At 45.4% G+C, this 22,326-nt stretch carries 21 protein-coding genes and 1 other RNA gene; 12 read left to right on the top strand and 10 right to left on the bottom strand.

The annotated features are described in order from the left end of the window. Positions 1-49: 49 nt before the first annotated feature. Entirely contained in the window at positions 50-1,597 is a 1,548-nt protein-coding gene (gene leuA, locus RJD38_RS04175) for a 2-isopropylmalate synthase (RefSeq protein ID WP_065545017.1), read from the bottom strand. A 529-nt stretch (positions 1,598-2,126) separates the two neighbouring features. On the opposite strand from leuA, the gene RJD38_RS04170 reads away from it, so the two are divergent. The 6 genes from RJD38_RS04170 to ilvN all read left to right on the top strand — a co-directional run bounded on the left by RJD38_RS04170 (position 2,127) and on the right by ilvN (position 9,737). Further along, positions 2,127-2,654: a phosphatase PAP2 family protein gene (locus RJD38_RS04170; protein WP_009385736.1), complete on the top strand. Its 528-nt coding sequence runs from the start codon at positions 2,127-2,129 to the stop codon at positions 2,652-2,654. 4 nt (positions 2,655-2,658) lie between these two features. Next, on the top strand, positions 2,659-3,705 hold the full coding sequence (locus RJD38_RS04165) for an MJ1255/VC2487 family glycosyltransferase (RefSeq protein WP_065545018.1): 1,047 nt from the start codon (positions 2,659-2,661) through the stop codon (positions 3,703-3,705). 409 nt (positions 3,706-4,114) lie between these two features. After that, entirely contained in the window at positions 4,115-5,083 is a 969-nt protein-coding gene (leuO, locus tag RJD38_RS04160) for a transcriptional regulator LeuO (protein ID WP_005593027.1), read from the top strand. A 205-nt stretch (positions 5,084-5,288) separates the two neighbouring features. After that, entirely contained in the window at positions 5,289-7,097 is a 1,809-nt protein-coding gene (locus tag RJD38_RS04155; RefSeq protein WP_065545019.1) for an AMP-dependent synthetase/ligase, read from the top strand. Between the two features lie 419 nt (positions 7,098-7,516). Beyond that, positions 7,517-9,241: an acetolactate synthase 3 large subunit gene (locus RJD38_RS04150; protein ID WP_009385739.1), complete on the top strand. Its 1,725-nt coding sequence runs from the start codon at positions 7,517-7,519 to the stop codon at positions 9,239-9,241. A gap of 1 nt (position 9,242) precedes the next feature. Further along, complete coding sequence (ilvN, locus tag RJD38_RS04145; protein ID WP_005593030.1) at positions 9,243-9,737, top strand: acetolactate synthase small subunit; 495 nt, start codon at positions 9,243-9,245, stop codon at positions 9,735-9,737. 95 nt (positions 9,738-9,832) lie between these two features. Here ilvN and serA read toward each other — a convergent pair whose 3' ends face one another. The 5 genes from serA to zapA form a co-directional block, all read right to left on the bottom strand. Then, entirely contained in the window at positions 9,833-11,062 is a 1,230-nt protein-coding gene (gene serA / locus RJD38_RS04140; RefSeq protein WP_005593031.1) for a phosphoglycerate dehydrogenase, read from the bottom strand. Between the two features lie 325 nt (positions 11,063-11,387). After that, entirely contained in the window at positions 11,388-12,044 is a 657-nt protein-coding gene (gene rpiA, locus RJD38_RS04135; protein ID WP_005593032.1) for a ribose-5-phosphate isomerase RpiA, read from the bottom strand. Between the two features lie 53 nt (positions 12,045-12,097). After that, positions 12,098-12,691, bottom strand: coding sequence for a 5-formyltetrahydrofolate cyclo-ligase (locus tag RJD38_RS04130; protein ID WP_065545020.1), 594 nt, complete (start codon positions 12,689-12,691; stop codon positions 12,098-12,100). A gap of 31 nt (positions 12,692-12,722) precedes the next feature. Continuing rightward, positions 12,723-12,906: non-coding RNA, 6S RNA (ssrS, locus tag RJD38_RS04125), on the bottom strand. Positions 12,907-12,975: 69 nt separating this feature from the next. Continuing rightward, positions 12,976-13,299: a cell division protein ZapA gene (zapA, locus tag RJD38_RS04120; RefSeq protein WP_005593035.1), complete on the bottom strand. Its 324-nt coding sequence runs from the start codon at positions 13,297-13,299 to the stop codon at positions 12,976-12,978. Between the two features lie 236 nt (positions 13,300-13,535). Here zapA and RJD38_RS04115 point away from each other — a divergent pair, with 236 nt between their 5' ends. The 3 genes from RJD38_RS04115 to RJD38_RS04105 are packed head-to-tail and all read left to right on the top strand — an operon-like array spanning position 13,536 to position 16,554. After that, positions 13,536-14,114, top strand: a complete 579-nt coding sequence (locus RJD38_RS04115) for a YecA family protein (RefSeq protein WP_065545021.1) — start codon at positions 13,536-13,538, stop codon at positions 14,112-14,114. 13 nt (positions 14,115-14,127) lie between these two features. Further along, complete coding sequence (ubiH, locus tag RJD38_RS04110; RefSeq protein WP_065545022.1) at positions 14,128-15,306, top strand: 2-octaprenyl-6-methoxyphenyl hydroxylase; 1,179 nt, start codon at positions 14,128-14,130, stop codon at positions 15,304-15,306. A 21-nt stretch (positions 15,307-15,327) separates the two neighbouring features. After that, on the top strand, positions 15,328-16,554 hold the full coding sequence (locus RJD38_RS04105) for an FAD-dependent 2-octaprenylphenol hydroxylase (protein WP_065545023.1): 1,227 nt from the start codon (positions 15,328-15,330) through the stop codon (positions 16,552-16,554). A 79-nt stretch (positions 16,555-16,633) separates the two neighbouring features. Here the strand turns inward: RJD38_RS04105 and RJD38_RS04100 are convergent, their stop codons facing one another. The 3 genes from RJD38_RS04100 to ygfZ all read right to left on the bottom strand — a co-directional run bounded on the left by RJD38_RS04100 (position 16,634) and on the right by ygfZ (position 18,884). Continuing rightward, positions 16,634-16,840, bottom strand: coding sequence for a DUF1107 domain-containing protein (locus RJD38_RS04100; protein ID WP_005593042.1), 207 nt, complete (start codon positions 16,838-16,840; stop codon positions 16,634-16,636). A gap of 597 nt (positions 16,841-17,437) precedes the next feature. Next, the gene (locus RJD38_RS04095) at positions 17,438-17,914 is read right to left on the bottom strand and encodes an aminoacyl-tRNA deacylase (protein ID WP_065545024.1); all 477 of its coding nucleotides are present in this window, start codon (positions 17,912-17,914) and stop codon (positions 17,438-17,440) included. Continuing rightward, positions 17,904-18,884 (bottom strand): tRNA-modifying protein YgfZ, encoded by a 981-nt coding sequence (gene ygfZ, locus RJD38_RS04090; protein ID WP_065545025.1) that lies wholly within the window; start codon positions 18,882-18,884, stop codon positions 17,904-17,906. The genes RJD38_RS04095 and ygfZ overlap by 11 nt, the downstream gene beginning before the upstream one ends. A gap of 246 nt (positions 18,885-19,130) precedes the next feature. Here ygfZ and RJD38_RS04085 point away from each other — a divergent pair, with 246 nt between their 5' ends. Beyond that, on the top strand, positions 19,131-19,391 hold the full coding sequence (locus tag RJD38_RS04085) for a succinate dehydrogenase assembly factor 2 (RefSeq protein WP_005593045.1): 261 nt from the start codon (positions 19,131-19,133) through the stop codon (positions 19,389-19,391). Then, positions 19,360-19,773, top strand: coding sequence for a protein YgfX (locus RJD38_RS04080; protein ID WP_231893139.1), 414 nt, complete (start codon positions 19,360-19,362; stop codon positions 19,771-19,773). Before RJD38_RS04085 ends, RJD38_RS04080 begins: the two co-directional genes overlap by 32 nt. Positions 19,774-19,809: 36 nt before the next feature. On the opposite strand, the gene nadB is transcribed toward RJD38_RS04080, so the two are convergent. Beyond that, entirely contained in the window at positions 19,810-21,426 is a 1,617-nt protein-coding gene (gene nadB, locus RJD38_RS04075) for an L-aspartate oxidase (protein ID WP_065430893.1), read from the bottom strand. Positions 21,427-21,740: 314 nt separating this feature from the next. Between nadB and rpoE the strand changes: the two genes are divergently transcribed. After that, complete coding sequence (rpoE, locus tag RJD38_RS04070) at positions 21,741-22,319, top strand: RNA polymerase sigma factor RpoE (protein ID WP_005593048.1); 579 nt, start codon at positions 21,741-21,743, stop codon at positions 22,317-22,319. Positions 22,320-22,326 lie beyond the last annotated feature (7 nt).

Here is a 22,326-nt window from a genome sequence, read left to right as displayed (position 1 = left end):
TTTTGCTGTATTCATTTATCAAACGCGAAGATCGCGTTTGATGGTTATCTTATACGGTGGCGATTTTCTTCTGCTTAATCTCAGCAATTTTATCGGCGCGATGAATGCTATTGATTACGTGCAGTAGTGCTTGTCCTGACGCTTCGACAATATCAGTGGAAATTCCCGTTCCGTGATATTTACGCCCTTTATAGTTGGCAATGATATCGGCCTGACCTAATCCATCTTCACCTTCGCCTTTGGCGGTAAGATCGAATTTATCCAATACAATATCGTACCCGGTTACACGATAAATACACTGATAAAGTGCATCTACCGGCCCATTGCCGACAGCCGCTTCACACTTTTCTTCATCGCCACACTGTAATTGAATACTGGTCGTCGCCATTACGCTGCCTGATTGCACACTAAGGTAATTCAATTTGTAGAAGTCATCTTCATCACGCAAGTTAGAGAAGTGCATCAACGCTTCTAGGTCGTAATCGAACACTTGGCCTTTGCGGTCAGCAAGTTTCAAGAAGGCGTCATACAAGGCGTTCAAGTTGTACTCTTCTTCTTTATAACCCATTGAGTCCATATGGCTCTTAACCGCGGCACGACCGCTACGACTGGTTAGATTGAGCGATTGATTTTTCAAACCAATCGATTCAGGAGTCATGATTTCGTAGGTGTTTTTATTCTTTAGCATGCCATCTTGGTGGATACCGGAAGAATGGCTAAAGGCATTCGCTCCGACAATTGCTTTGTTGCTTTGGATTGGCATGTTACACAACTGGCTAACAAGCTTACTGGTGCGATGAATTTCTTCATGCTTTAGACCGGTATGAACGCCAAGCAGCTCTTGGCGAGTCTTGATTATCATCGCGATCTCTTCTAGCGCACAGTTCCCCGCACGTTCGCCGATGCCGTTGATGGTTCCTTCAATCTGGCGTGCTCCCGCTTGGACGGCGGCAATTGAGTTCGCCACAGACATGCCCAAATCATCGTGGCAGTGAACGGAAATGATCGCTTTATCGATGTTAGGAACACGGTTAAACAGCGTTTCGATAATGCCACCAAATTCATTTGGTACCGTGTAGCCAACGGTATCGGGAATATTTACTGTCGTCGCGCCAGCGTTAATCGCGGCTTCGACCATGCGGCAAAGATTATCAATCGGCGTTCGGCCTGCATCTTCACAAGAAAACTCAACATCATCGGTATATTGGCGTGCGTGTTTTACCGCTCTTACGCCCATTTCGACGACATCGTCATAGCTACGACGCAACTTATCTTGCACGTGCACCGTTGAGGTTGAAATGAAGGTATGGATACGAAATGCTTCTGCTACTTTTAGCGCTTCGGCTGCGGCATCGATATCTTGTGGTACTGCGCGAGAAAGAGCGCAGATGCGACTGTTTTTAATGTGACGAGCAATGGTTTGCACCGATTCAAAATCGCCTGGAGAAGAAACCGGGAAACCCGCTTCAATCACATCCACTCCGAGACGTTCAAGTGCATACGCAATTTGCAGTTTTTCTTTTACTGTCAAACTGGCTGACAACGCTTGTTCGCCATCACGCAAGGTGGTGTCGAAAATAATGACTTGATCGTTCATAAGTGCTTCCTTTTTGATCCGTTTATCCGCTTAGAGAGGGGATTTAAACGATTACTTCCAGTATTTGATCATAAAAAAACCCGCATCTCGGTGCGGGTTTGTTGTAAATCTGTGTGGTTATTTCTCTTCCACAGCCTACCCGCGCGATTGATTCACGATCAGGAGGAGGTTCAGTTGGCGAGAAAATGTTCTTGTCATTGTTAACTACTTCCTAAGAGAGTTAATGAAACCACATAAATAAGTTAATAGATTAGTACCGTACTCAGCTCTGAACGTCAACCATAAAGTTGTTTTTTTATTCAATTGGAAGAAATTTTAGCCATAAGAAACGATTTTCACTCGATAAGTTTTTTTGCAAGTTTGAAAACGTATCACTCTATTTGAACCATGGAAGATCGTTTATTGCACCTAAAAGTCACACGATCATGCTGTCACTAACTCAACAAAAAAACGTCAACTCACTGTCATATCGGCCCTCTAATTTGAATATAAGCACACTACCACACTGTGCGAATTACTGGAGAGTGCCATGCGTACTATTGCCCCAATTGCTAAGTTTGACCTCGCGTTTTCGTTATTTTGCTTACAACATAGATTCTGCTTACCGTTATCTAAAATCAGCCGAGTTGTTTCTCATTCGGGGGATGGCCATTTGTATGTGCTGCTTGGTTGCCTAGCTTGGCATTTAGATGGTGAAAATGGAAAACAGTTTCTAGCCGCTGGTTTGCTGGCATTTGTTGTGGAGTTACCGATTTACTGGATGGCTAAAAACCTCTTTAAGCGGCGTCGCCCTGCGGAGTTTAGCCCGCTCATTCCCTCCTTTATTACTCCATCTGACCGCTACAGTCTGCCTTCAGGGCATACTGCGGCCGCCTTTCTGCTTGCCACTGTGCTAGCGCATTACTATTTGGATTATGCCTTGTTTGCTCTTATATGGGCGGCTGCTATTGCATTGTCGCGCATACTGCTTGGTGTGCATTTTCTTACTGATGTGTTGTTGGGTGCTTGTCTTGGTATTGCCTGCGCTACCTTTGCCTTGCAGTGGTTTGGAGGATAAGGCGATGAAAATTCTTTATGGGGTACAAGGTACCGGTAATGGCCATATCGCACGTTCGAGAGCGATGTGTCATGCCTTAAAGGCGCATCAGGTTGAGGTTGATTTTTTGTTTTCGGGTCGAGAGGTCAATAAGTACTTTTCGATGGAGTGTTTTGGTGATTATCAAACTCGTCGCGGCCTTACTTTTGTTTGTGAGAAAGGGCAGGTTAATTATCGTAAAACCTTGTTTAAGAATAGCCTTACTGAGTTTGCGCGTGACGTCGCGGAGTTAGATCTGTCGGGCTATGATTTGGTGCTAAACGACTTTGAACCGGTCACTGCATGGGCGGCGAAAAAGCAGAATGTCCCGTTGATCAGTATTAGTCATCAAAATGCTTTTCGTTACTCAGTGCCGCTCAAAGGTGCGGATTGGTTAGATAAACAAGTGATTCGCTATTTTGCACCCAGTTCGCACTACCTTGGTTTGCATTGGCATCATTTTAATCAACCAATTTTGCCGCCAATTGTCCATATGACAAAAGAGAAGGTGGACAATCAAGACTATGTTTTGGTTTATCTTCCTTTCGAGAGTTTGGACGATATCACCGACTTATTATTGCGTTTTACCAGCCAAACTTTCGTCTGCTTCCATCCGCAGATCATCAGCGTAAGCCAGATCGACAATATTCAATTCTTCCCGTTGAGTTTGTCTGAGTTTCATTATTATTTGCAACGCTGCGCGGGCATTATCGCTAACGGTGGTTTTGAACTGCCCTCCGAGGCCCTTGCTCTTGGCAAAAAGTTATTGTTGAAACCACTTGCTGGGCAGTTTGAGCAACTCTCCAATGTCGCCACGCTGGAGAGCTTAGGTTTGGCGAGTAGCATGGAAATGTTGGATGCCGCGATTGTGCGCAATTGGCTCGATGAGGAAGCGGGTGAGAGGGTAGTCTATCCGGATGTAGCCAGCGCGATCGTGAAGTGGCTTCTACAAGGTAATTGGGATGATACCGAGCAGCTTACCAGTCAGCTATGGAGCCAAGTTGATTTCCCTAATTATGCTTTTAATGAGTAGTGTAATTGAAAGTATGCGTGGTTGTTTGTTGCTCAGTGTATGAAGTGATTGTTTTTATTCACAGATAACAAAACATCTTCTGCTGCTTATTTATCCGGTCAATTAATGATGTTAATGATTCATAGCTAGAGTGAATTGTTTATCAATCAGCTAAAAAAAACCAATTTAGCTTTTTTTATGATGTCGTTATCCGCCTGTTTTTTAATGACTTTAATTGTTAATGGCTAAAAAATACTGATTAATTATCAATCCAGTTGCGCTCGATTGATTGATTAGTCGATAGTCTCTTTTCGTTACTACTCATCTAAATCGCAAATAAATAAGCAGCCTATAAAAAGCCGCGATTAAATCGGTATAGCACAGCGAGATTGTGTTTTGCCCCATGATTCCATTTTTAGAGAAGAGACCGATGACTGAAGCTAAAGAACCAATGAGCGCAATTGCCAGCTACCGAATGGAAAGCACACTACGTGGTGTTGACCTGAACTTACTCACGGTGTTCGATGCCGTGATGCAAGAGCAAAATATTACACGTGCCGCACACAATTTAAGTATGTCTCAACCTGCAGTGAGTAATGCGGTTGCGCGTTTAAAAGTGATGTTTAATGATGAGCTGTTCATGCGTCAAGGGCGGGGCATTCAACCAACTCAGCGTGCTCGCCAGCTGTTTGGTCCGGTTCGTCAGGCACTACAATTAATCCGTAATGAGCTGCCAAGCTCAGTATTTTCTCCAGAGAGCTCAACTCGCCTGTTTAAGTTGGCGATGTGTAGTCCGTGTGATATGCGTTTTGCACCCAAAGTGATGGATACGATTCATCAGCGTGCGCCATACGTACAATTGCATCTTGATGCTGAGTTTGATCGTCAACTGGCTGAGCGTATGCGCTACCAAGAAATTGATTTTGTCATCGACTATGCTCGCTTTGACGAGCAGGGCTTCTCGAGTACTGAAATTTTCCAAGATGAGTTAGTGATCGTTGCATCGAAAGCGCATCCACGCATTCAAGGTTCAATCAGTGTGGATGGATTGCGTTCAGAGCGCCATGCGAAATTGTCTCGTGTACATGGTCAGCGCAGTTTTTCTGAGCAGGCGTATAGAGAGTTGGATGTTTGCGCTTACTACGAAGGTACCAGTTTGAGCAATGTGCTCTATGTTGTTGGTCAGTCAGAGCTTGTGACGATAGCACCACGCTGGATGGTTGAAAACGCGGCCAATCAACAACAGTTACAAATTATTGTCTCACCCTTTGAGAATACAGTGATTAATGGCTATCTCAGCTGGCATGAATCGAGTGAAAAAGATAAAGGACATATTTGGTTACGAGATCAGCTTATGCAAGTGTGCGGAGAAGTTGTTGCAACTGAAAATAATTCATAAGTTGATGATAAATATCATTTAAATATAACTATTATGATATTTGTATAAATATAATTGGTTGAAATAGTTCTATTTAAAGCCTCGGATGGCGAAAGTCTCCGAGGCTTTTTCTTATAAGTTTGATGCGTGTCAGTTGCCTTTTTTAGCTTGAAATGTACACTGTGCGCGCAAAAGGCTTACAGGTGTAAGCCTAAAGGTAGAAAAGATGGCCAATTTAGATTTTCATATCGTTAAAAGAATTCGTGAACAAATTGCACAAGGCGGCGAACGCACTGCGCTTAAGCACAAAGTAGATGGCTTATGGCAAGGTATTAGCTGGCAGCAATTTGGTCAGCAAGTGGATGCAATTTCACTGGCGTTATTGGCTCAAGGATTACGAGTACAAGATAAGATAGGGATCTTCTCAAACAACATGCCGCAATGGACCGTTGCGGATATCGCTACGCTACAAACGCGTGGTGTGATTGTGCCTATTTACCCAACAAGCACCGCTGCACAATCAGCGTATATTCTGCAAAATGCAGACGTAAAAGTGTTGTTTGTTGGTGAGCAGCCTCAATTTGATATGGCTGTCTCTATCTTTGAACAGTGTGAGCAACTTGAATTGATCGTAGCGATGTCGGACGACATTGATCTACAAGGTCATGCGTTTGCAATCAGCTGGCAAGATTTTATCGCTCGTGGCGATGAAGCACATCAAGCAGAGCTACAGCAACGCCTTGATGATGCAAACCTCGACGATCTATTAACACTAATCTACACCTCTGGCACGACGGGTCAGCCAAAAGGCGTAATGCTTGATTACGCCAACATTGGTGCGCAGTTGCAAGGTCACGATCAGCGTTTAAGTTTGACTGATCAAGATGTGTCACTGTGCTTCTTGCCGCTGTCTCACGTGTTTGAACGTGCGTGGACTTTCTATGTCTTGTACCGTGGAGCAACTAACTGCTACCTGCAAGATACGATGCAAGTACGTGATGCCCTAAGCGAAATTCGTCCAACTGTGATGAGTGCTGTGCCGCGCTTCTACGAAAAGATCTTCTCTGCGATTCATGAGAAGGTCGCTAAGGCGCCATTTATCCGCAAAGTGTTGTTCACTTGGGCGGTTAATATGGGCGCGAAAATGGCGGTATGCCATCAAGATGGTCGTAAGCCATCGTTGATGCTGAAAAAATCGTACAAGCTTGCTGACAAGTTAGTGTTGTCGAAATTACGTGCTCTGCTGGGTGGTCGAATCAACTTTATGCCATGTGGCGGCGCGAAATTGGATGAGACCATTGGTCGCTTCTTCCATGCCATTGGCATCAACGTTAAGTTGGGTTACGGCATGACCGAAACCACGGCGACCGTTTCTTGTTGGGATGATAAGTGTTTTGATCCTGCTTCGATCGGCATGTCGATGCCGGGCGCGCAAGTGAAGATCGGTGAAAACAACGAGATCTTAGTACGTGGTCCTATGGTGATGCGTGGCTACTACAAAATGCCAGAAGAGACCGCTCAAACGTTTGATGAACATGGCTTTCTAAAAACCGGTGATGCAGGTCATATTGATGAGAACGGTAACTTATTTATTACCGATCGTATCAAAGAGCTGATGAAAACATCGAATGGTAAGTACATCGCACCACAAGTGGTTGAAGGTGCAATCGGTAAAGATCATTTCATTGAACAAATTGCGGTGATTGCGGATACGCGTAAATTCGTTTCTGCGTTGATCGTACCGTGTTTTGATAGCTTGGAAGAGTATGCTAAAGAGCTCAATATTAAATACCACGATCGCGTAGAGCTGATTAAGCATCACCAAATTGTTGAGATGCTTGAATCACGTGTGAACGACTTGCAAAAAGAGCTGGCTAAGTTCGAGCAGGTGAAGAAATTCAAATTACTGCCTAAAGCATTCTCGATGGATGATGGTGAGTTAACACCAACGCAGAAACTGCGTCGTAAAGTGATTAACGATAAATACCAAGACGAAATCGAAGAAATGTACGACGATAAACCGTCTAAAAAGTAGTTTTTCTCAATCTAAATATTTAGGTTGATTAAAAATCCCCCATAGTCATCACTTGGCTATGGGGGATTTTTTTTATTTTTACACTAGCTAGCAGGGCACTCTCAGAAAGTTTGCACAAAAAATATTCAGCTTTATTTATCGCGGTTTCGTGGAAAGATGCTGATTTTTAGACGGTATTTATCCACTTTTTATCGTCATTCTCGGAATTCATAGAATTGTGTGAGGAATGAGAGAAAAGTCGCAATAGATTCTTTGAAAAGAAAACGTTACATTTGTTGCTATTGCTTGCGTGTTGTTATGACATGCGCAAGACATAGAGAAAGAGTGGAAGTATTTCAATTAGGCTAAAAATAAGCCCTAACTATGTGCAACCGGCCAAGCAATGAACCCTATTGATTGGTGCAGGTAAGGAGAAAGATATGACAGCAATGTTGTCCGGTGCAGAGATGGTTGTTCAATCTCTCATCGAAGAAGGAGTTGAACAGATTTTCGGTTATCCAGGCGGTTCTGTATTGGATATCTATGATGCGCTGCATGCGAAAACCGAACAAATCAAACACGTTCTGGTTCGCCATGAACAAGCGGCAACGCATATGGCTGATGGCTACGCACGTGCAACGGGAAACCCTGGCGTAGTGTTGGTTTGTTCAGGCCCTGGCGCAACGAATACCATTACGGGGATTGCAACCGCCTATATGGATTCGATTCCCATGATCGTCATTTCCGGTAATGTGCCGAATAACCTGATTGGTAATGATGCGTTCCAAGAGTGCGATATTGTCGGTGTGTCACGTCCAGTGGTAAAACACAGCTTCTTGGTAAAGAAAGCCGAAGATATCCCTGAAACCGTTAAAAAAGCCTTCTACATTGCGACGACAGGCCGTCCTGGTCCTGTGGTTATCGACTTACCTAAAGATATTCTTAATCCACAAATCAAATTGCCATACGAGTATCCTGCAACGATCTCGATGCGCTCGTATAAACCAACCACTACAGGCCATAAAGGTCAGATAAAAAAAGCACTTAAAGCCTTATTAGAGGCGAAAAAGCCCGTACTGTACGTCGGTGGTGGTGCTGTGATTTCCGAAGCGGATGAGCCACTATTGAAGCTGGCTGAAGCACTGAACTTGCCAGTCGTAAGCACCTTAATGGGGCTGGGGGCATTCCCTGGTACTCATAAAAACTCGCTCGGTATGCTTGGTATGCACGGTACCTATGAGGCCAATATGGCGATGCATGGCGCGGATCTGATCTTTGGTGTTGGCGTGCGCTTTGATGATCGCACTACCAATAACCTAGAAAAGTACTGTCCAGATGCCAAAATTATGCACATTGATATCGATCCTTCGTCGATCTCAAAGAACGTCAAAGCGGATCTGCCTATCGTAGGCTCTGCCGATAAAGTCCTTGCTTCAATGATGAGCCTGCTGGTGGAGCAAGGTGGTAGTAACGATGAACAAGCATTGAACCTATGGTGGGATGAAATTCAAACATGGCGTAATAAAGAGTGTTTGAAGTATGACAAATCACCTGAGCGTATTAAGCCACAACAAGTGATTGAGACATTGCATAAACTGACTAATGGTGATGCTTATGTCGCATCAGATGTTGGCCAGCACCAAATGTTTGCCGCCTTGTATTACCCATTCAATAAGCCACGCCGTTGGATTAACTCTGGCGGTTTAGGCACGATGGGCTTTGGACTCCCGGCGGGGATGGGCGTTAAATTTGCCAAACCGGATGAAGAAGTTGTTGTGGTGACGGGTGACGGCAGTATTCAGATGAATATCCAAGAGCTGTCGACGGCAATGCAATATGACATCCCAGTGAAGATTATTAACTTGAACAACCGTTTCTTAGGCATGGTGAAACAGTGGCAAGATATTATTTATCAAGGCCGTCACTCTAACTCTTACATGAGCTCGGTGCCTGATTTTGCCGCGATCGCAGAAGCTTATGGCCATGTTGGTATTCGCATTGAAACCCCAGATGAACTCGAAGCGGGTTTACAGCGGGCACTTGAACTGAAAGATCGTTTGGTGTTTGTTGATATCAATGTTGACGAAACAGAGCACGTGTACCCAATGCAGATTAAAGGCGAGGGTATGGATAAGATGTGGTTAAGCAAGACGGAGCGTACCTAAGATGAGACATATCATTTCACTATTGATGGAAAACCAACCGGGTGCGCTATCACGAGTTGTCGGCCTGTTTTCACAGCGTGGCTACAACATTGAATCATTGACCGTTTCACCAACTGACGATGAAACCTTGTCACGTTTGAATATCACCACAATCTCAGACGATTTGGTGCTAGAGCAAATTCAAAAACAGCTGCACAAACTGATTGATGTATTGAAAGTTCAGGAAGTCTCTGAGCTTGAGCATATTGAGCGTGAGTTGATGTTGGTTAAGGTTAAAGCCAGTGGCTTTGCTCGTGCTGAAGTCAAACGTACTGCGGATATTTTCCGTGGGCAGATCGTGGATGTCACGGCATCGCAATATACAGTGCAATTGACAGGTGATAGCGAAAAACTTGATGCCTTTATCCAAGCGTTATCAGAGGTGACAGAAGTGATTGAAGTGGCGCGAAGTGGTGTGGTTGGCATTGCGCGTGGTGAGCGAGCACTCAAAGCCTAATCATGCGTACCTAAACAATATAGATAACAAAAAACCACCGACAATTCGGTGGTTTTTTTATGTTACGCGTTTCGTTTACGAACTCATGCTAACAATTAGTGCAGAATACGTGCGCGAATTGTCCCTTCGATGGTTTTCAGTTTAGCCAGTGCTTCTTCTGAACGTTCAGTTTCGACATCGATAACCACATAGCCGATCTCAGCAGCCGTTTGCAGATACTGACCAGCAATGTTGATCCCTTCTTCAGCGAAGATGGTGTTAATTTGCGTCAAAATGCCTGGACGGTTTTTATGGATATGCAGTAGACGTGAGCAATCACGGTGCTCTGGTAGCGATACTTCAGGGAAGTTAACACTTGAAAGCGTTGAACCGTTGTCTGAATATTTTGCCAATTTACCTGCAACTTCAACACCAATGTTCTCTTGCGCTTCTTGCGTTGAGCCACCAACGTGTGGGGTCAAGATAACGTTGTCGTATTTTTGCAGCGGTGATTCGAATGCTTCCGCATTGGTGGCAGGTTCCGTTGGGAATACATCCACAGCTGCACCTGAGATGTGGCCAGCTTCGAGCGAGTGGCAAAGTGCCTCGATATCCACCACAGTACCGCGAGCGGCATTAATGAAGATTGCGCCCGGTTTCATGCGAGCAAATTCATCAGCACCCATCATGTTTTTGGTTTCTGGTGTTTCTGGTACGTGCAGAGAGATAACATCACATTTATTCAGTAGCTCACTCATGGTGAACACTTGTGTGGCATTACCCAGTGACAGTTTGTTTTCAATATCGTAGTAGTAAACACGCATCCCTAAGTTTTCAGCAATAATACCCAACTGAGTACCAATATGGCCGTAACCAATAATACCTAGGCGTTTACCACGTGCTTCGTAAGAGTTATCGGCACTTTTCTTCCAAATACCACGATGCGCAAGTGCATTCTTTTCTGGGATACCGCGCAATAATAGTAGGATCTGACCAAGTACCAGCTCGGCAACACTACGCGTGTTAGAGAATGGGGCATTGAACACCGGAATCCCGCGTACTGCAGTGGCGTGAAGATCAACTTGGTTAGTACCAATACAAAAACAGCCAACCGCAACTAATTTTTCAGCAGCATCAATGACTTGTTTGGTCAGGTTGGTTCGAGAACGAATACCAATAAAGTGGGCATCTTTTACCGCTTCCATCAACTCAGCTTCTGACAAAGAGCCTTTGTGATATTCGATATTGGTGTAACCCGCTGCTTGTAAAACTTCTACTGATGATGGGTGTAAGCCTTCTAAAAGAAGTATCTTAATTTTTTCTTTATCCAGTGAAACTTTGGCCATTGTCTTCATCCTTAAAGTGGGGAAAGGGGGCAAAACTGGCGCACATTGCATTAAAGCGGGCTAAAAAAGAAGCTTTCTAACCTCTTTATTGGAGCGCAAACGTTTTCCTTGTGCGTCTTCTGCTCACTAACTTAACAAAAAAAATAAAGTTTGGGTAAGAAAATTACGGAATAAAGAATAATTTTTAAGCGATAAAAAACAAAAAGCGGCCCAAAAGAGAGCCGCTTGTAATGAAATAACAGAATCGCGCCGTTGTGACTGAGGCTGTGCGTAATACGGAGTCCGCTCGCAGCTTGTTCAATTCAGTGGGCGTTTCTATTAGTTTTTATTCTTCGATTTTTGCGCCGTTTGGCGTACCCGTGATCACTACATCAGCACCACGAGCAGCAAATAGACCGACAGTCACAACACCTGCGATGGCATTGATTGAACGTTCCATCTCTTTAGGATTGCTGATTTGCATGTTGTGCACATCAAGGATCACATTACCGTTATCAGTCACGACACCTTCACGATAAGCCGGATCGCCACCCAGCTTCACCAGTTCGCGGGCTACGTATGAGCGTGCCATAGGAATCACTTCAACAGGCAATGGGAATTGGCCGAGAATGTCGACTGCTTTGGTATCGTCAACAATACAGATGAACTTGTCTGAGATCGCCGCAACGATTTTCTCACGAGTTAGCGCTGCGCCACCGCCTTTAATCATGTCGCGGTATGAGTTGATTTCATCCGCGCCATCAACGTAAACATCAAGACGAGCAACTTCATTACAATCAAATACTTCAATACCCAACTCTTTAAGTTTCGCTGTTGAGGCTTCAGAGCTTGATACAGCGCCCTTGATATCATCTTTGATAGTCGCCAGAGCATCGATGAAGTGATTCACAGTAGAGCCAGTACCGACGCCAACAATACTGTCTTTCTCAACATACTTAAGCGCAGCCCAACCGGCTTCTTTTTTCATCTCATCTTGAGTCATGCTCATCTCCTAGGTGGAAGTTCGTTATCGTTTGCGCGGCGGATTATATAACGTCAGCCGTGACATTCCCATTGCCATATTTTGCTCGGGGTCACTATTTTAGGTAGTGGCACATCCCAAGCTTCGATTGGCAGTTTCTCAACATGCTGACAATCATGGGCAAGGCCAATCGGTTTTGGCCCACGATGATCTTTAAACCAAGGTGCAAGAGTTCGGTCATAGTAACCCCCTCCCATTCCAAGGCGATGACCGGTTGAGTCAAATCCCACCAAAGGTGTACAGATAATGTCGAGTTGATCAACTGGGCGGATTAACAACTGGTTGAGTTTGGGTTCGGCAATCCGATATTGATTGAGCACCATTGGTGTATTGCTTTGATAGTGTAGAAAAAGCAGATGACCTTTGGAAAAAGGATGAATAACGGGCAGGTAGACGTGTTTGCCTTGTTGCCACAGCCAATCAATCAGTGGCTTAGTATCAACTTCACCATCGGCGGTAAGGTATAAGGCGATATGGCGTGCTGAAGCGATTTCAGGCAGACGGGAAAATTGCTCGATCAGTTTTAAACTGGCCTGTTGTTGGAATGAGGCACTAAGCTGCTGTCTGGTTTGACGGATTTGTTGCCGAAACTGCTGTCGTGAAAGCATGATGATTTACCCGAATAATGGGGAATCAAGGAGATACCCCAGAGTGCCGTTGGAGATTTGGACCCTTGAACCAGCTGGTTCAAGGCGGATCAGCAATGATGACCGTAGGCTTCTCGGTACGAGCCGAGCTTGCTCAATAGCCCTCAAATACTAACCCTTTGGGATTGCTTATCGGCTCAGGGACTTAATCCCACTAACGCACACTCCAGGGTAAACTGGTTTCCACACTCGTTAGATAACCTAGTCTTTACTAGTCTATCAACAAGCACAGAGAATTTTTTAAGTTAAGATGACTGCTTTCCCTGCTGTACTTTACTTAGTGCATCATCAAGTGATGCTGTGAGCTTTTCCATACGCTCAGCAAATTGAATTTGCTGCTGCTCTTGCGCTTGTGAAGAGGAATCACGAGTCTCTAATTCGTAGCAGAAGTTGAGTGCCGCAATCGTCAATAAATGCACTTCATTGGTCACTTTAGTTTTATCGGTCATGTCTTTCAAACGATCACTAAGTCGTTTGGCAGCTTGAAGCAAAGCTTCTTCCTGACCGGGTGGGCAGTTTACTCGCGTTAACTTCCCTAAAATTTCAACGTCTACCGCTTGGTTACTCATATCCACTCTACACTTAGTATTAAGGTGATAATGCAGACCATCACCGAGGTGGAAACTATAGAAAAAGCCCAGTTAAGATTCAAGTCTTTCCCGTGCAACATGGGCAAAACAAAGGGAAATAACACAGTAATTGGGCAAATTGTGTAAATCCCGCTCATTATTGCTGCCTTGTTCATTTTCGCAAAACCAGCAAAGTGGTACGATTAAGTATTATTTTTGTAAAATTAGGTCTATCCATGAGTGACATCACCCTTCCAGATTACTTAACCTTCGCCACTGAGCTGCAATCTTCAGGTCTCGCGGTTAATCCTGCTGAAATACACGGTTTGCTAACCGGTATGCTAAGCGGCGGTTTAAGCTTAACGGATAAAAGTTGGCAGCCGCTAATTTTTGATTATACCAACGAAGGGATGGGGTGGCCTGACAGAACATTGAAATTGGCACAGCAAACCCTCGATGTGACCACTCAAGAGTTAACAGGCAGCGATATGGAGTTATCTATGTTGATGCCAGATGAAGAAGCGAGCGCGAGCTTGTTTGATATCGCCGATGGTCTTGCTGAGTGGGTAAACCATTTTATATCTGGCTTAGGTCTTGTTGCGGTGGATTTGAAAAAAGCCTCAAGCAATGTCAAAGAAGCCTTGGCAGATTTGGAAGAAATTTCCAAACTGGGTATCGATGAAGATGAAGATCAACAAGAGCAAGCAATGCTGCTTGAGGAAGTATTAGAGCACGTCAAAGTCTGTGTGTTGACTATTCATGCTGAGTTTGGCCAAAAACCTGCTGAGCCAGCTGCAGCGCCAACCATTCATTAATTAGGTTAGTTTGATGAAGCAGTTTGATGTGGTGATTGCCGGTGGAGCAATGGCAGGTATGACGCTTGCCTTAGCGTTAGATACTCTCTCGCGAAGCCAACTTCGCATTGCGGTGGTTGAGCCTTTTACGGTCGATCATCAAGCGCATCCCGGATTTGACTCGCGCTCGATCGCCCTCTCTTTTGGTACGGTAGAAATTCTAAAAAGTTTGGGTTTATGGGAGCAGATCGCCCCTGTAGCGACAGCAATAAAACACATTCACGTTTCAGATCGCAGCCATGCCGGCATGACCAATATTGATCATAGCGATATTTCCGTGGCAGCCCTTGGCTATGTGGTAGAACTGGCAGACGTTGGACGTATCTATCAAACACAACTGGAACAGCGTCCCTCTATCTCGCTGCTTTGCCCTGACTCTGTGCATGAAATCGAACGTACCGCTAGCCACAATGTGGTGACGTTACAAAGCGGTGATCAGCTAGAGTGCCGATTGCTGGTGGCGGCGGATGGCGCGATTTCGTCTTGCTGCCAAGCGCTTGGTTTTGAGCTTAAACAGCATGATTTTGACCAAGTCGCTCTGATTGCCAATATTCGCTGTCAGCAAGCGCATCAAGGGCGCGCTTTTGAACGTTTTACCGAGCAAGGCCCCGTCGCATTATTGCCGATGAGCGATGATCGCATGTCGTTGGTATGGTGTCTGCGTCCTGAGGTTGCCGAGCGTGTATTGCAATTGGATGATGCGGCGTTTCTTGCTGAATTACAGCAAGCTTTTGGCTGGCGTTTAGGCCAAATGACGCAAGTCGGCCAGCGTGCTAGTTACCCGTTGTTATTGCGCTATCGTGCACAAAACATCTCGCATCGTTTTGCCATCGTGGGTAATGCTGCACAGACGCTTCATCCGATTGCGGGGCAAGGGTTTAATCTGGGTATTCGTGATGTGGCGAGTTTAGCTGAAGAGGTAGTGCAATCATTAGCCGATGTTGGTCGTTATCAGGTATTGAATGCCTTTAGTCGTCGTCGCCAAGCGGATCGCGATACGACTATTGCGATGACGAGCGCATTAGTCCATATTTTTTCTAATGATTACCTATCATTGCGTATTGGTCGTAATCTCGGTTTAGCCATGATGGATAACGTTCCGTCACTCAAAACCCCTCTGTTACAAAGAACATTAGGTTTGGTGGCACGATAGTGCCAAGAAGGATGCAAATAGATGATGCAAAGCGTTGATATTGCGATTGTTGGTGGAGGCATGGTCGGCCTCGCTTTCGCCGCGGCAATGAAAGACAGTGATTTGAGAATTGCACTGATTGAGAGTCATATTCCGGATAGCGAACTGCAAGAACTTTCTGATGTTCGCGTATCGGCATTGAGCCGCTCTAGTGAAAGTATCCTGCGTAACCTTGGCGCATGGCAAGGCATTATTGATCGTCGAGCAGCGGCATACAGTGCGATGGAAGTTTGGGAGCAAGATAGTTTTGCGCGCATAGAATTTGATGCGAAGAAAATTGCCCAGCCCGATCTCGGTCATATTGTTGAAAACCGCGTGATTCAACTTGCTTTGTTAGAGCAAGTGAAGAAGCAGGCCAACGTGACGCTATTTATGCCTGCGCAATGTCAGTCGATGGCGATGGGGGAAAGCGAAGCCTGGCTAACGCTTGCGAATGGTCAATCTCTCACGGCGAAGCTTGTCGTCGGTGCTGATGGTGCTAATTCTTGGGTTCGTCGCCAGCAAGATATCCCGCTGACGCATTGGGATTACGGCCATAGTGCGATTGTGGCAAATGTGTGGACACAAGAGCCGCATGATAAAGTCGCTCGTCAGATTTTTACTCCGCAAGGGCCGTTGGCATTTTTGCCGATGGGCGGTAGCCAGATGAGCTCGATTGTATGGTCAACTGATCCTAGTCGCGCAGAGCAATTGGTCGCGATGGATAAAGAAGCGTTTAATAAAGCACTAACGGCAGAGTTTGATGCTCGTCTTGGCATGTGTGAAGTGATTGGTGAGCGTTTCTCTTTTCCATTGAAAATGCGTTATGCGCGAGATTTTGTGTGTGAACGAGTCGCCTTGATTGGTGATGCGGCGCATACCATTCATCCTTTGGCTGGTCAGGGGGTGAATTTAGGCCTGCTGGATGCGGCTTGTTTGGCGCAAGAAGTCTTGCAGCTTTGGCAGCAAGGGCAAGACATCGGCAGTAAGCGTAATTTGCGTAGTTATGAGCGCTGGCGTAAAGCGGAAGCGGCGAAAATGATCGCTGCGATGCAAGGCTTCCGAGACCTATTTGCAGGTGATAATCCGGCGAAAAAATTAGTTCGTGGTATCGGCATGCAATTAGTTGGTCAACTGCCGGGTGCAAAAGATGAGATCCTAAAGCGCGCTTTGGGGCTCAAGGGGGATTTACCTAATTTGGCGAAATACCCACAATCATCGCCGCAATAAATATGGCGTTAAGTCATAAAGCAAAAGGGTTGGCTCTAGGCCAACCCTTTTTATATTCATCGCTATTCACGGCAACAGATTACGCGTAGGCACAGCGTAAACGCATGATCTCTTTGTTGACTTCTTTTACTGCTTGAAAATGCTTCTGTTCTGCTCTATCTGGCAAGATCAATTTGCCGTTGTCGAATTCAAACTTTCCGACACCATAGATGTAGATTCTTCCTTTAAACAGCCGACTAACGTGTTTAGCAATCATACCGGGTGTATAGCGCTTAAACAGTCTCATAGCATTATCCTTATGTTTATCAAGCACTGGCAATTATAGAGATTCCCCACTTTAAAATGTGTGACTTTGTTGGGGGAATAATCAGTTGTTGTAGTTCGATTTGGATAATTGTGCTGTTGTGAGCAAAACTGCCAGCCAAAATCCAAATTCGTGTGACGATAACCTCACTAATCTTCTGTTGTTGGAACTGAGACATCCTGTCCAACGGGTGACTATTTGACCATTGGTGTATGACAGAATTAAGAATAGCTGAAAAAATGTTGGCTTTGCTAAGGGAATGTAAATTTTAAGGTAAAAAAAAGCCCGCTTGGGGCGGGCAAATAGTCACAGATGCATTACACAAAAAGTGGGTATCCAAAATAGCTATGGATTCACTTTTTACTGGCAGAGAAGGCTGAGTGAATCGTATTAGGGAATACCTAGCGCGATTGTGTACAACTTCGATCTACCAGTGTTTTCAGAATAGAGAAAAAAACGCCACTCGACTAGATATGCTTGTTATGTGCATAATAATTAACATCTGCAACATAAATGTTTGCGATCAGTGTCGAATTTAAATGTTAGAAAACCAGTCGTTACATGACGGTTGTATGGCGATCATCGGCAGATGGAGGCGAGTTGAGGCTGGCAAAGCTTAATAAGATCGTGCAATTGTAATGCGATTCCTGCCATATTCGATCCACTGCTAATAGTGACTTCTTGTTCTTCAGTGAGTAATGGATCAAAGATGATCGGCATGGCCGTTTTGAGCAGTAGTGGTGTTACCGTGCCAATCTGATAGCCGGTAATGTCATAAACCCGCCCTAAATCCACGCAAGTCATTCGGCAACATTGCAATAGTGCGCGGACTTTCTTTGGATCAACAGATTGATCACCTGGCACACAAGCCAGAGCGTAATGATCGGCCATATCACGTAGCAAGATGGCTTTAACCATCTGTGAGGGACGTATACCGCGTTGCTGGGCCGCATCTTCAATACTTACCGAGGGGGTTTTATGCATCAGCAGGCGGTAGGCCACCTGCTGTTGATCCAAATAGCGCGTTAGCGGAGTTGGTTGGAAATTATTCGTCATCGAGTGAATAAGGCAGTGGTTGTAGGCTCCACTGAGCTTGAGGCTGTGCGCTAAGACGCAGTTGAGTGTCTGCTTCAAGAGTATTAGGTAATACAACTAATCCAATGGTTTCACCGTCATTAAAGCGGTAGTGTGCCATCAGGTGCCCCGCACCACGCCAGTTATCACCCACCGCACGCTCTAGGGCTGTTTCTGTACCGATCTCAGCCTCGCTATAACCTTTAACGATATACATAGCACGCTTGTTGATACCGCGGTATTTTGCTCGAGCCACCGTTTCTTGGCCGGTATAACAGCCCTTTTTGAAGCTAATGCCATTGAGCGCTTGTAGGTTAATTGCTTGTGGGATGTGCTCGTTTTGTTCCGCTTGTCCGACGATCGGTAAGGCTGCTTCAATATCAAAACGTCGCCATAGGCTTTCTTCCACCTTGAGAGCATCGATGTGATTAATCAACGTTTCTGCTCCTTGTGGTTCAAGCACTAATAGCCAGCGTTGTTGATCTACTTTAACGGCACTGCCGTTGATGCCCGCTAGCGTATTGAGTTGGCGAACATCGCCACGATCAGTGGTTAGGCTATCAATGGTGGTTTGCGCTTGCTCACCAAATAGGCCAAATAAAACCTCTTCACTTGCGCTGATCTCAACTTTAGAAAAAATGGCGTATTTTTTTAATTCAGCCAACTGCTTTTCTACCGCTGATTTTGGCTCAAACAAAGCGTAGCCTTCATTATGGTGAAACAGGCGAAATGCAGCCCAGACCTTACCTTTCGCATCGCAATGCGCACCAAAGGTTGATTGGTCGGTAGGAAGCTGTACCACATCACAAGTCACTTGTCCTTGCAGGTAAGATTTAGCATCGTTACCAATCAGAGAAATGATGCCCCAAGATTTAAGATGGGTCAGCATCAAAGCCGGTAAGTCGTCGCTTGCTGAGACAGAATGTGGGGGGAAGTCGTTAAGCCAATCCATGATGAGTACCTTGAAGATGCGCTGCAAAATTTGATATCACTAATGTTAAGTCTTGTTGTTGCCTTTGCGCAACTGTTGAAATCAGTACTCGTCCGATCGAGGAATTGCACATTAGAGAGGTTTTGCAATTTTGCGACAATGCTCCAGACAAGCAAAAGTGTGACGGTTGTGTGACTGAGATAGTAGTTGTTGCAGGTCTAGCTTGCTACACTCGGGGCAAATAACCGATTTAGGTGAGGAAGTAGAATGTACACCACGGAAGAAAAAGCGCGTATTAAATGGGCATGTCGTCGTGGCATGCTAGAACTTGATGTTGTTGTGATGCCGTTTTTTGAAGAGTGTTTTGACGCATTAACAGAAACTGAGCAACGTGATTTTGTCTCTCTACTTGAGTGTGATGATCCAGATTTGTTTACTTGGATTATGGGCCATGCACGTAGTGAAAACTTAAGCCATGCCTCGATGGTTGATAAAATTGTTGCCCACAACCTCAGCAAAGTACGTTAACTCGACAACGAACGTTAATTTCAACGTTCAGTTCAGTCATTATTACTTACAGGCCAATACCATCTTAATGGTATTGGCCTGTTGTTTTATTAGCGTTAGCGCCATTCCTTTAGTGCCAAGTCTGTCTCTGCTCGTGCTGTTGATTGAAGCGAATAGGCAATATGGCTTGCTGCGTAAGCCGCTGTATGGTTCGGTGACGGTTTATGCTGACGGGCGTATCCAATGGGCGGGTTCGCAAGCGAAGATTGGGGTCGTGGTGTTTGCATTGCTCGAATGGGCACTATTGCTGCGCATTGATAAACATTGGCATGTGTTATGGCGTGATAGTGTCGATCCGCAGGCGTATCGCCAATTGATCTTACAATTAAAAAGGGAGCACTAGGCTCCCTTAGACAATCTCACAGCATGAGCGATGCGATTACTCGCTCAGCTTGTTTGGCACCAAAATCGTTGGGCCACTCTCTTCCGCTGGTTCTGGGTAGTCGAGGGTGTAATGCAAACCACGACTCTCTTTACGTTCCATCGCACAACGCACCATTAACTCGGCAACTTGCAGTAAGTTACGCAGCTCAAGTAGGTTGTTTGATACACGGAACGTGCTGTAATACTCGTGGGTTTCTTGCTGCAATAATTGGATGCGGCGTAGTGCTCGTTCAAGACGTTTGTCAGTGCGTACGATACCCATGTAGTCCCACATAAACAGACGTAGTTCATGCCAGTTGTGTTGGATGATCACTTCTTCATCACTGTTAGTGACTTGGCTTTCATCCCAGCAAGGTAAGCTTGAGGGTAGCTCGACGTTATTAATATTGTCGATGATGTTCTGTGCTGCTGACCAAGCGTACACCACACATTCTAATAGCGAGTTTGATGCCATACGGTTAGCACCATGCAGGCCGGTATAGCTCACTTCACCAATCGCATACAGGTGTGATAAATCGGTTTGACCACGTTGGTCGACCATCACGCCGCCACAGGTATAGTGGGCCGCAGGCACAATCGGAATGGGCTCTTTGGTCATATCAATCCCGAGTTCCATTAATTTTGCGTGAATGGTTGGGAAGTGTTTTTCAATGAAATCTGCGGGCTTATGGCTGATATCCACATACATGCAGTCTGCGCCAAGGCGCTTCATTTCAAAGTCGATAGCGCGAGCAACCACATCACGAGGCGCAAGCTCGGCGCGCTCATCGAAATCAGGCATAAAGCGAGTGCCGTCTGGACGGCGTAGGAATGCGCCTTCACCACGTAAGGCTTCCGTCAGTAGGAAGTTACGTGATTCAGGGTGGTACAAGCAGGTCGGGTGGAACTGGTTGAACTCAAGGTTTGCTACGCGACAACCCGCACGCCATGCCATCGCGATGCCATCGCCAGATGACACATCTGGATTCGAGGTGTATTGATACACTTTCGAAGCTCCGCCGGTTGCCAGCACGACAAATTTTGCACGCACGGTTTCCACGTGTTCATCGTTACGGTTCCAAATGTAAGCGCCAACGACGGTATCGCTGTCACCGCCGATTTTATCTGCGGTGATCAGGTCAAGGGCGTTGTGGCGTTCGAGAACCGTAATGTTTGGGTGATTATGAACGTTATCTTGCAGTGATGTTTGCATCGCCATCCCGGTCGCGTCTGCGGCATGCAGAATGCGGCGATGGCTGTGGCCACCTTCACGGGTTAGGTGATAACGAGGCGCTTCATCGCTGTCATTTTCAACACGGTCAAAGGGAACGCCACCATCAATTAACCACTGTACGCACTCTTTGGCGTTTTCAGCGATAAATTTAACGGTTTCTTTCTCACAGATGCCTCCGCCTGCGATCAGCGTATCTTCAACGTGTGAATCTATGCTGTCAGACTCATCAAACACCGCGGCGATACCGCCTTGGGCGTAAAATGTTGCACCTTCACTGCGTGGTCCTTTACTTAACACAATGACTTTGCCATGTTCGGCAACACGCAACGCTAACGATAGACCGGCAGCACCACTACCTATCACTAACACATCACACTGATGTTCACGGTTTGCGTTCATAAAAGTTTTAAAATCCTGAGTTATCGTAGAGTGGAAGCACTCTACCCAAAACGATTAATGCCAATAATAACACTCTGTACATCGGAATAGTGTTTTATTGTCATTGCTTTTCATGCCTGTCGTCCTCACAATCTAGCAAAAGACGAAGTAGCCCATTACTTAATCACCAAAAAAATGAAATTTGTTTGAACTTTCTTTTTTTTGCTTGGTCACAATAGTGCTCAAGTAAGCAGTGGTGTCAATACTACATTATGCATAATAAATACTCATATCTGCTTGGATAGGGGTGTAAAACGATAGGAGTACCCGCTCGAATGAACGAGCAGCTGACCGATCAAGTATTAATTGAGCGAGTTCAGAGTGGCGATAAGCAAGCATTCAATTTATTAGTTTTGAGATATCAAAACAAAGTCTGCAATCTTATTTCCCGTTACGTTAATAATCCTGGCGATGTGCCTGACGTAGCGCAAGAAGCATTTATTAAAGCTTATCGAGCAATACCTAGTTTCCGTGGCGAAAGCGCATTTTATACTTGGTTATATCGTATCGCTGTTAATACTGCGAAAAACCACATAGTAGCCCAAAGCCGTAGGCCACCTGCGCAAGATGTGGACACTGAAGACGCCGAATATTACGAAACAGGCAGTGCATTAAAAGAAATATCGAACCCTGAGAACTTAACGTTGTCCAATGAATTGAAACGTGTGGTTTTCAGTGCGATAGAAGCACTACCTGACGATTTAAAAACTGCGATGACTCTGCGAGAGCTGGATGGCTTAAGCTATGAAGAGATTGCCGTAGTGATGGATTGCCCTGTTGGAACGGTACGCTCGCGTATCTTCCGTGCACGCGAAGCGGTTGAGAAAAAAATCCAACCTCTTTTGCAACGCTAGTCGCAAC

The sequence above is a fragment of the Vibrio scophthalmi genome, from assembly GCF_040869025.1.
In the GTDB taxonomy this organism is placed as follows: Bacteria; Pseudomonadota; Gammaproteobacteria; order Enterobacterales; family Vibrionaceae; genus Vibrio; species Vibrio scophthalmi.
This window is presented reverse-complemented; position numbering and strand designations above follow the sequence as displayed.